The organism is Terriglobales bacterium, assembly GCA_035651995.1.
Classification (GTDB): domain Bacteria; phylum Acidobacteriota; class Terriglobia; order Terriglobales; family Acidobacteriaceae; genus DASRER01.
Genome location: DASRER010000023.1, coordinates 21,616 through 29,651, shown reverse-complemented (window position 1 = coordinate 29,651; position 8,036 = coordinate 21,616). Strand labels below are relative to the sequence as shown.

At 64.9% G+C, this 8,036-nt stretch carries 7 protein-coding genes; 3 read left to right on the top strand and 4 right to left on the bottom strand.

Annotation, left to right across the window (positions count from 1 at the left end):
* Positions 1-276: 276 nt before the first annotated feature.
* The 3 genes from VFA60_09345 to prmC all read left to right on the top strand — a co-directional run bounded on the left by VFA60_09345 (position 277) and on the right by prmC (position 3,421).
* Positions 277-1,317, top strand: coding sequence for a DUF1385 domain-containing protein (locus VFA60_09345; GenBank protein ID HZQ91984.1), 1,041 nt, complete (start codon positions 277-279; stop codon positions 1,315-1,317).
* 170 nt (positions 1,318-1,487) lie between these two features.
* Positions 1,488-2,567 (top strand): peptide chain release factor 1, encoded by a 1,080-nt coding sequence (prfA, locus tag VFA60_09340; protein HZQ91983.1) that lies wholly within the window; start codon positions 1,488-1,490, stop codon positions 2,565-2,567.
* Positions 2,564-3,421 carry a peptide chain release factor N(5)-glutamine methyltransferase gene (gene prmC, locus VFA60_09335; GenBank protein HZQ91982.1) on the top strand — a complete coding sequence of 286 codons (858 nt, stop codon included), beginning with the start codon at positions 2,564-2,566 and terminating at the stop codon, positions 3,419-3,421. Before prfA ends, prmC begins: the two co-directional genes overlap by 4 nt.
* Before the next feature lie 129 nt (positions 3,422-3,550).
* Here the strand turns inward: prmC and VFA60_09330 are convergent, their stop codons facing one another.
* The 4 genes from VFA60_09330 to VFA60_09315 all read right to left on the bottom strand — a co-directional run bounded on the left by VFA60_09330 (position 3,551) and on the right by VFA60_09315 (position 7,851).
* Positions 3,551-4,030 (bottom strand): hypothetical protein, encoded by a 480-nt coding sequence (locus VFA60_09330; GenBank protein ID HZQ91981.1) that lies wholly within the window; start codon positions 4,028-4,030, stop codon positions 3,551-3,553.
* 101 nt (positions 4,031-4,131) lie between these two features.
* Positions 4,132-5,022 carry a hypothetical protein gene (locus tag VFA60_09325; GenBank protein HZQ91980.1) on the bottom strand — a complete coding sequence of 297 codons (891 nt, stop codon included), beginning with the start codon at positions 5,020-5,022 and terminating at the stop codon, positions 4,132-4,134.
* A complete protein-coding gene (locus tag VFA60_09320) occupies positions 5,006-6,100 on the bottom strand; it encodes a hypothetical protein (protein ID HZQ91979.1) in 1,095 nt (364 codons plus the stop codon). Before VFA60_09320 ends, VFA60_09325 begins: the two co-directional genes overlap by 17 nt.
* Entirely contained in the window at positions 6,097-7,851 is a 1,755-nt protein-coding gene (locus VFA60_09315; GenBank protein HZQ91978.1) for a hypothetical protein, read from the bottom strand. Before VFA60_09315 ends, VFA60_09320 begins: the two co-directional genes overlap by 4 nt.
* Positions 7,852-8,036 lie beyond the last annotated feature (185 nt).

The window sequence follows — 8,036 nt, the reverse complement described above, 5'->3', positions numbered from 1 at the left end:
TTCCAGCTCCAAGAACTTCTTCCAGGCTTGCCGCGTCTGCCCGTACAGATCCCCCCAGAAACTCTCCTTCACTTCGTTCAGAAAATGTTGGAAATGCTCCTCAATCCGGATTATCTTCGCCATCGGGTGTAGGTCTCCTTTCCAGGAACGGCTTCGCTTGCTAGGCAAAGCCAACTTACACCCTCTCGCTTTTTACACAATCAACGTTACGTCACCACTGCCAGGCGCCGCGTCGCGATGCGACGTAAACTCAGGTACAATCATCTAACGGTTTTTATGAGTTATTGGCGCCAATTCGCGCGGTTTTTCGCCGCGACGCAGCTATTGCCTGCGCTGGAGAGCGGGGAAGAGACGCTGGTGGGCGGGCAGGCGGTGCTGGAGGGCGTAATGATGCGCTCGCCGCACGCCTTCGCCGTGGCCGTGCGCAAACCCTCGGGCGCAGTAGTGTGCCATGCCGAGCCGCTGGAGCGGCCCTCGGAAAAGCACAAGTGGATGGGCTGGCCGCTGGTCCGCGGCGTGATGACGCTGGGCCAGGCGATGATGCTGGGCTTCCGCGCGCTGCGCATTTCGGTGGACGCGGCGCTGGAGCAGATTGCCGAGGACGAGGGCAAGAAGAAGCTGGAAATCAGCGGCTGGGTGGCGGCGGTGAACCTGCTGTTCTCGCTCGGGTTCTTCATCGTGATGTATAAGTTCGTGCCGCTGCTGGCCGCCACCGAGCTGAAGCGCGTCAACCCGATGTTCGGGAACCATTTCATCTTCAACCTGACGGACGGCGTGATCCGCATTGCCATTTTCCTGCTGTTCCTGTGGGGGATTTCGCGGATGCGCGACATCGCGCGGCTGTTCGAGTATCACGGCGCCGAGCACAAGACGGTGTTTGCCTTCGAATCGGGCGAGCCGGTCACGGTGGAGGCGGCGCAGAAGTACGTTACGTGGCATCCGCGCTGCGGGACCAGCTTCCTGATCACGGTGATGCTGATCTCGATCGTGATCTACACCCTGGCGCCGGTGGCGTCGGCGGCGCCGAGCAATGCCACCGGGCTGCGACAGATTTTCGATCACCTGTTCTGGATGCGTTTCGCCCTTCGCCTCGCGCTGCTTCCGGTCATTGCCGGCCTGTCGTACGAGATCATTCGCTACGCCGCCAAGCAGCGTGGAGCGAAGACGCTGTTTACGCTGCTCACGGCGCCAGGTCTGTGGTTGCAACGGATCACCACGCGCCCGCCGGACAACGACGAGGTCCAGTGCGCGATCATGGCGCTCGACCAGGCGATGGAACTCGAGAAACAACACGGCGGCGAACTGGTCCTCGCGTAGCCCGGCCCAGCCCGCGCTGCGGCGCGCGCTGGGAATCCCGGTTCTCCCAAGACAAGCACTCAGCAGTCAGCACTCGGCATTCAGCCCCGGAACGGCTGGAATGCACAGGGCGGGCTGAATGCTGACTGCTGAGTGCTGAATGCTTTTGCGAATAGAATTGGACGCCGACCATGTTCGAACGACTGGACCAAATCGAGGCCAAGTACGACGAGCTCACGCATGCGCTCGCCACGCCGGAGGTGATCTCCGACTCGGCGAAGTACCAGAAGACGGCGAAGGCGCACAGCGAGCTGGCGGAAATCGTCGAAAAATACCGCGAGTACAAGGACCTGAAGCGGGGCATCGCGGAGAGCAAGGCGGTGCTGGCCGAGGAAACCGACGGAGCGATGCGCGCCTACGCGCAGGAAGAGCTGGCGCAACTGGAAGCGCGCATCGCCGGGGCCGAGCAGCAGTTGAAGGCGCTGCTCATCCCCAAGGACCCGAACGACGAGAAGAACGTGGTGCTGGAAATCCGCGCGGGCACGGGCGGAGACGAGGCGTCGCTCTTCGCGGCGGAGATCTTCCGCATGTACACGCGCTATGCGGAGGCGCAGCGCTGGAGGGTGGAGGTGCTGTCATCGTCGGAATCAGGCGTTGGCGGGCTGAAGGAAGTGATCGCCATCATCGAGGGCAAGGGCGCGTTCTCGCGGCTGAAGTACGAGAGCGGGGTGCATCGCGTGCAGCGCGTTCCCGCTACCGAGCAGCAGGGGCGCGTGCACACGTCGGCGATCACGGTCGCCGTGCTGCCGGAGGCCGAAGACGTGGACGTGAAGATCGAGCCCAAGGACATTCGCATTGATACGTTCTGCTCGTCCGGCCCCGGCGGGCAGTCGGTGAACACCACGTACTCGGCGGTGCGCATCACGCACCTGCCGACGAACACGGTGGTGAGCTGCCAGGACGAGAAGTCGCAGATCAAGAACCGCGAAAAAGCCATGCGGGTGCTGCGCTCGCGGCTGTACGAGATGGAATTGCAGCGACAGCAGGAAGCGCTGGCCAAAGAGCGCAAGCAGATGGTCGGCTCGGGCGATCGCAGCGAAAAAATCCGGACGTACAACTTTCCGCAGAACCGGGTGACCGATCACCGCATCGGGCTGACCGTTCACCAGCTCGGAGACGTGATGGACGGCAAGCTGCAGCCGATCATCGAGGCGCTGGTCACCCACTACCAGGCGGAAAAGCTGAAAGGCGACGGCGCGAGCGCCGCGTGAATGCGGTGCAAGTCAGGGAAGCGCTCTCGCAAGCGATCCAGCACCTCACGGCGCGCGACGTCCCATCGCCGCGTCTCAACGCCGAAACGCTGCTAATGTTCACGCTCGGCCGCGATCGGGCCTATCTGTATGCGCATCCGGAACGTGAGCTGACGGCGGAAGAAGCCTCCCGTTACGACGCGGCGCTGGCGGAACGCGCGCGCGGCGTGCCGGCGCAGTACATCACCGGACATCAGGAATTCTGGGGCCTGGACTTCGTGGTGACGCCGGCGGTGCTGATCCCGCGTCCGGAGACGGAGCACGTAGTGGAGACCGTGCTGGCGCTGCGGGCGGAAGGGCCGGAAGGATTGCGCATCGCCGATGTCGGCACCGGTTCGGGCTGCATTGCCCTGGCGCTGGCGAAGGAGTTTCCCCGAGCCACGGTTACGGCACTCGACATTTCCCCCGCCGCGCTTGAGGTCGCGCGCATCAACGCCACGCGGCTGGAGATGAGCGAACGAGTCCGGTTCGTGGAAAGCGACCTGTTGGGCGCGCTGCCGGCAAGCGAGCAGTTTGAGCTGATCGTGTGCAACCCGCCCTATGTCGGCGAAAACGAGGCCGACAAAGTCCAGCGACAGGTGCGGGAGTTTGAGCCGCGCGTGGCGGTCTTCGCGGGAAAGAACGGTCTGGACGTTTACGAGCGGCTGGTTCCGCAGGCGCGTGAGCGCCTGGCTCCCGGTGGCTGGCTGGTGATGGAGATTGGCTACTCGATCGAAGCGCCGGTGCGCGCGCTGCTCGGCGGCTGGAGCGACGTGCGGGTAACGAACGACCTGCAGGGAATCCCGCGCGTGGTCGCGGCGAAGAAGCCGACCTAGCCTGCGAATGCCGATTCGACGCCCCACACGATCAGCGCCCAGAGCGGCAGGCTGAAGGCGAGTCCGAAACGTATGCCGGGTGGGCGACCATTCCTGTAACGCGAAAAGATCAGGAAACGAAAATCCAGATCAGCGGCCCGGGACGGCCTCGATCACGCGGACTTTCCAGCGGTCTTCGGCCACAGTCATCAGGACGAGGTAGTGGGCGGTGACATTTTCTCTGGCGACGACGTTGTTGCCGTCGAGATACTGGATTTCCATCTGCGCCGTGTCGCGCAGTTGCATGGCGGAGCCTTCGGGAGAGTAGAAGACAGCGTCGAGCTGGTGTCCGCGGTCGAGGTAGCGGGTGCGCAGGCCGGCGGCTTTCTGCTGGGCGATCTTCTGCGCGAGCTTCTCCTGCGCCACCCCGACGAATGCGCTACCGAGCAGGTCGGCGCGGTCCTCGGCGAGTGCGCGCGACAGGGTGCTCCAGGCGCTGCCGTAGTCGCGGACGATGGCCTTCGCGGTTGTGTCTTCCACGTCACGCGGGGTGGCGGCCGATGTGTTGAGTTCGATCTTCGGTTGAGTTGTGGCGGGCGCCGCCGCGAGCACGCAGGAGAGCAACGCCAAAACAAGGGCGTTCGCACAAACGACACGAAGGGCGCACGAAGGGCTTCGCTGGAACACTTCGCTGACGGCTGGCGCTCGGAACCTGAAAAGAGAGCGACAGCTCACTGGCCACCTCGCACGCGCACTTCATTCCCGATGACGACGCCGGAGGCGACGGAAATTGTGGCGCCGGGCGCGCCGGGCAGGCCGGCACGGGCCACGCCGCGCTTGATGCGTGCGTCCACCGTGCTGCGCGTGTTGCCGTCGGTTTCCGTGAAGGTGACGATCGTGCCGTCGGGCACCGGGTTGCCGGTGCAGTCTTTGATGGGACCGGTTTCCACCGTCACGCCGGTCCTGGCGGGCTGCACGCGGAAGCGGAGATTGCATGGATCGGAGGCCGTTTGCTGCACGACGCGACGTACTTGCGCTCCGCCGGCCGAAGCGACAAATTGCGCTGCGCCTGCCTTGCGACCGGAGTCGAGCTTCACGAAGGCGATGCCGTCACGCGCGGGGACGGCGCGCGACACGGCGGGCGCGTCGCTGACCGCGAGTGAGAAGGTCACGTCGGCGGGTCCGATGACCAAATTCTTGTAGGCGTCGAAGACGAACGCCACGCCGCTGATCGCGCCCTGCCGCGCCACGGGAACGCGCGACGGGCGCGCGAGAAAGTTGACGGCGGCCGGTTCCGCGGGCACCACGAAGAAGCTGCGCACGTCGGAGCGTCCGCCCTGGCGGATGATGGCCGTGTAACGGCCCGCATCGCGCACGTCTTCGGGCGCGAGCGCGACGGACTCGCCGAGCGTCACGTCTTTTTTCATGGCGGTCGCCGGGCCGCTCAGGTAGAAGGTCGCGCTGCCGCTGCCGCTGGTCTTAAGCGTGGCGCCCGTGCCGGCGGTGACGCGGTCGGGCGTGGTGATCTGCTGGCCGCGCGCGACGCGGGCCGCGAACAGCGTGGCGGCGATGAGCAGCGCGATCTCGATCACGCGGCGTGTTGGGCTAATTCGATCGGTCAACACTGTATTGGTTCACCGTAACGCGGTAGTTGTGGACGCTGGCGGCGACGTCGTCGCGCAGATCAACGGCGAACGGCTGCGGCGTCTGCGGCTGCAAGGCGCGGTCCACGTAACCGTCGGAGACCCAGACGACCTTGCCGTTGTCGTCGTAATACGTGGCGAGCACGTGCGGGATGTTCACGGTTTGCCCGCTCTCGTTGAGCAGTTCACCCCTCAGCACGTGGCGACCGCGGGCGTCGGTCTCGATGCGCTGGTGAAGCACGGCGATTACCGGATCGGCCGAAGCGGGCACGAGCAGATAGGTCGGCGACATGCGCACGCTCTTCACCCGGGCGAGCTTGATGCCGGGGAAGTCGATGCGAAACGGGGAAACCTCCCTGGGCAGGAGAGTGTGCGAAATCTTGTCGAAGCTGCTTTCTTCAGCAATGGTGTTGCCGTCCTGATCGAGCAGTGCCGCAGCGACCGAGGCAAACCCGGGCACGGTGTCTTCATTCACGAGCTCGCCGAGGACGATCACGCTGCCGTCCTTCTCCACGGCGTTCATGGAGATGATGCGCATGCGCGGCGCTTCCACGTTTTGCGCGCCCCAATCGTCGTCGCCCGAGCGGCGGATGATGTCCCAGCGGAGATAGTTCACCGGGATCACCTGCGGGGGCAGGTTCGAGGCTTTCTCCAACGGCCAGACCACGCGCCAGTCGCCGCCTTCCCTGACCACGCGCAGGTCGCGGGTTTCATAAGTGGCGCCAACGGCGGTGGACCACTGCGTGTTGGCGCGCACGGTGGCCTCGTCACCGCTCTGGCGCAGCACCTTGGCATCGATCTTCTGAAGCGTGGAGAGCGTGCGCAGGCTGCCATCGCGTCCGCCGAGGTCGCGGGCGAAGGTTGCCGCATCCACGTTGCTGCTCCTGGCCACATATTGATAGGCGGAGTTGAAGTCGCGGTCGCGCGCGCGTTCATAGAGCAACTGCACCGCAGCCTGCGGCGTTGAGGCGGCTGAGAGCCGCTTGGCATGGCCGAACGTGCCTGCGAGCAGGAACGCAATGGTGAGCAGAATCGTAATGACGGGCGCCGGCTTCATTTCGCCTCCCGCAGGAAGGCGGGCCCTTGTGCCGCGCCGGGAAAGGCAACCGGGCCGGCGACGCGCCGGCGCTCAGGGACCGCGAACACGGCGATGATCGCCAGCAGGCTCACGCCGACCGGCAGGGTGCCCCACATCAGGCCCTGCCAGGCCGGCGGCGGCAGCGCGCCGGACTCAATCTTGCGGGCGGGCTGGATGGAGTCATTGACCCACATGGTCACGTTGCCGTTGTCGTAAGTCTCGGCCTGGCGCCATCCGGCGAAGGCGAGCAGGGGCTCGTAGAAGCGGTCGCGCACGAAGATGTACTTCAGCCCGTACTGGTTCGCGTGCTTCAGCATCTGGCGCAGCGATTCCATGCCAGAGGCGCCGAAATATTTCGCGTTGTTCAGTTGGCCGGCGCCGTAGGCGGTCAGCTCCGGCAGCAGGCGGGCGGAGTTGTAGTCGCCGTCCACGCTGCCGGCGTCGGCGTAGGTGGCAACGCGCGAGAAGTTGTTACCGAAGCCGAGCGTGATGTAGCGGAACTTGGAATGCTCGTCACGATTCAGGAACGCGATGACCTGGTCAACTCTGAACGGCGCCGAATTGATTGGGCGGAACACCGTCCAGGCCACGCCCATTGAGGCCGAGAAGACGCCCAGCACCCAGAGCGTGACGGCTGCTTTGCGTCCGTAGCGATCCATGAGCTCGGCGGAGAGCAGGCCCGCGATGGGCAGCGCCATCAGCGTGGACCAGAAAGTAAAGCGCTCGAAGGTCAGGACCTCGAAGGCGCGGCCGAGGAGGAGTCGCGCCACCGGGGTGGTGCCGCCGAGGCCGATCAGCATGGTGAGCCACCAACCGAAGAACAGCGGCCGCAGGCGGCGCGAGGTCGAACCGCGAAAGAAGATGAACGGAACGGCGAGCACGAGGGCGCCGTACGGAACCAGCCAGAAGTTGAGTCCGCTGGCGGGGTTCAGCAAATAGTTATCGCGGCTGCCATGCGGAATCGGCATCTGGTTGATCGGGTTCTCCCGCAACTGGATGAAGTAGGGCAGCAGGACAATTCCGGCGAGCAGCGCAGAGAGTCCGATGAAGGCGATGCCGCGCGAGATCACGCCGCCCGGGGAAGCGTTGTCGCGTTCGCGATCGATGACCGCAAGCCACAGCACCGGCACGGCAAACAGCACCATGCCGAACAGCAGCGTCACGTGGTGCGCAGCGGCGGCTGCCATGGTGACCAGGACGCCCTTGAGCAGCGCGCTGAAGCGACCGGAGCGCGTCCAGCCATAGAAGTAAGGGAGGGCGTTGAGCGTGAGCGCGGCTGAAAACGTGCTCGGCAGCTGGCCCGACTGATACACGAGGATGGCGAGCGATCCGAGCAGAACCGAGCCGATGGCGGCGCAACTGGCGGCGCGTTCCTCCACCCAGATGCCCGCGTAGCGATACATGCCGGTGGCAATCAGCAGGATGACGCAGAGCTGCACGAACATGTAGGCCAGCGGCAAGCCCATCACAAACGAGAACAACGCGACCCACTGGTGCGCAAGCGGGGGATAGGTCGTCTGCGAGAAACCGCCGTACCACTTCTCGTTCCACGGATCGAACCAGTGGTGCGCGTAGTGCGAGGCGAAAAACATGTGCGTGTTCGCGTCGTAGGACGAGGCGGGAACCTGCATGAGCAGGAGCGGGCCGTGGACGGCGATTGCGAGCAGCAGGATTCCGACCAGAGGGACGGCAACGCGACTGGCGGTCGGCGAAGGGGAACGGGAAATCAAGAGATTCCTCCAGGGAACTCCGAAGGGGCCGGAGCGGGCGTCGGAAAGCCGCCACAGGAGCAGTTTTGATTCCGTAGCAGCGGCCCGGGTTTTCTCCGGCCAAGGCCCGGCGCCAAGCGCGTTCCCGCTGGCACAGAACGGAACGTGTTGGCATCGCGCGCACCACAGGCGGCATCACGGTTCAC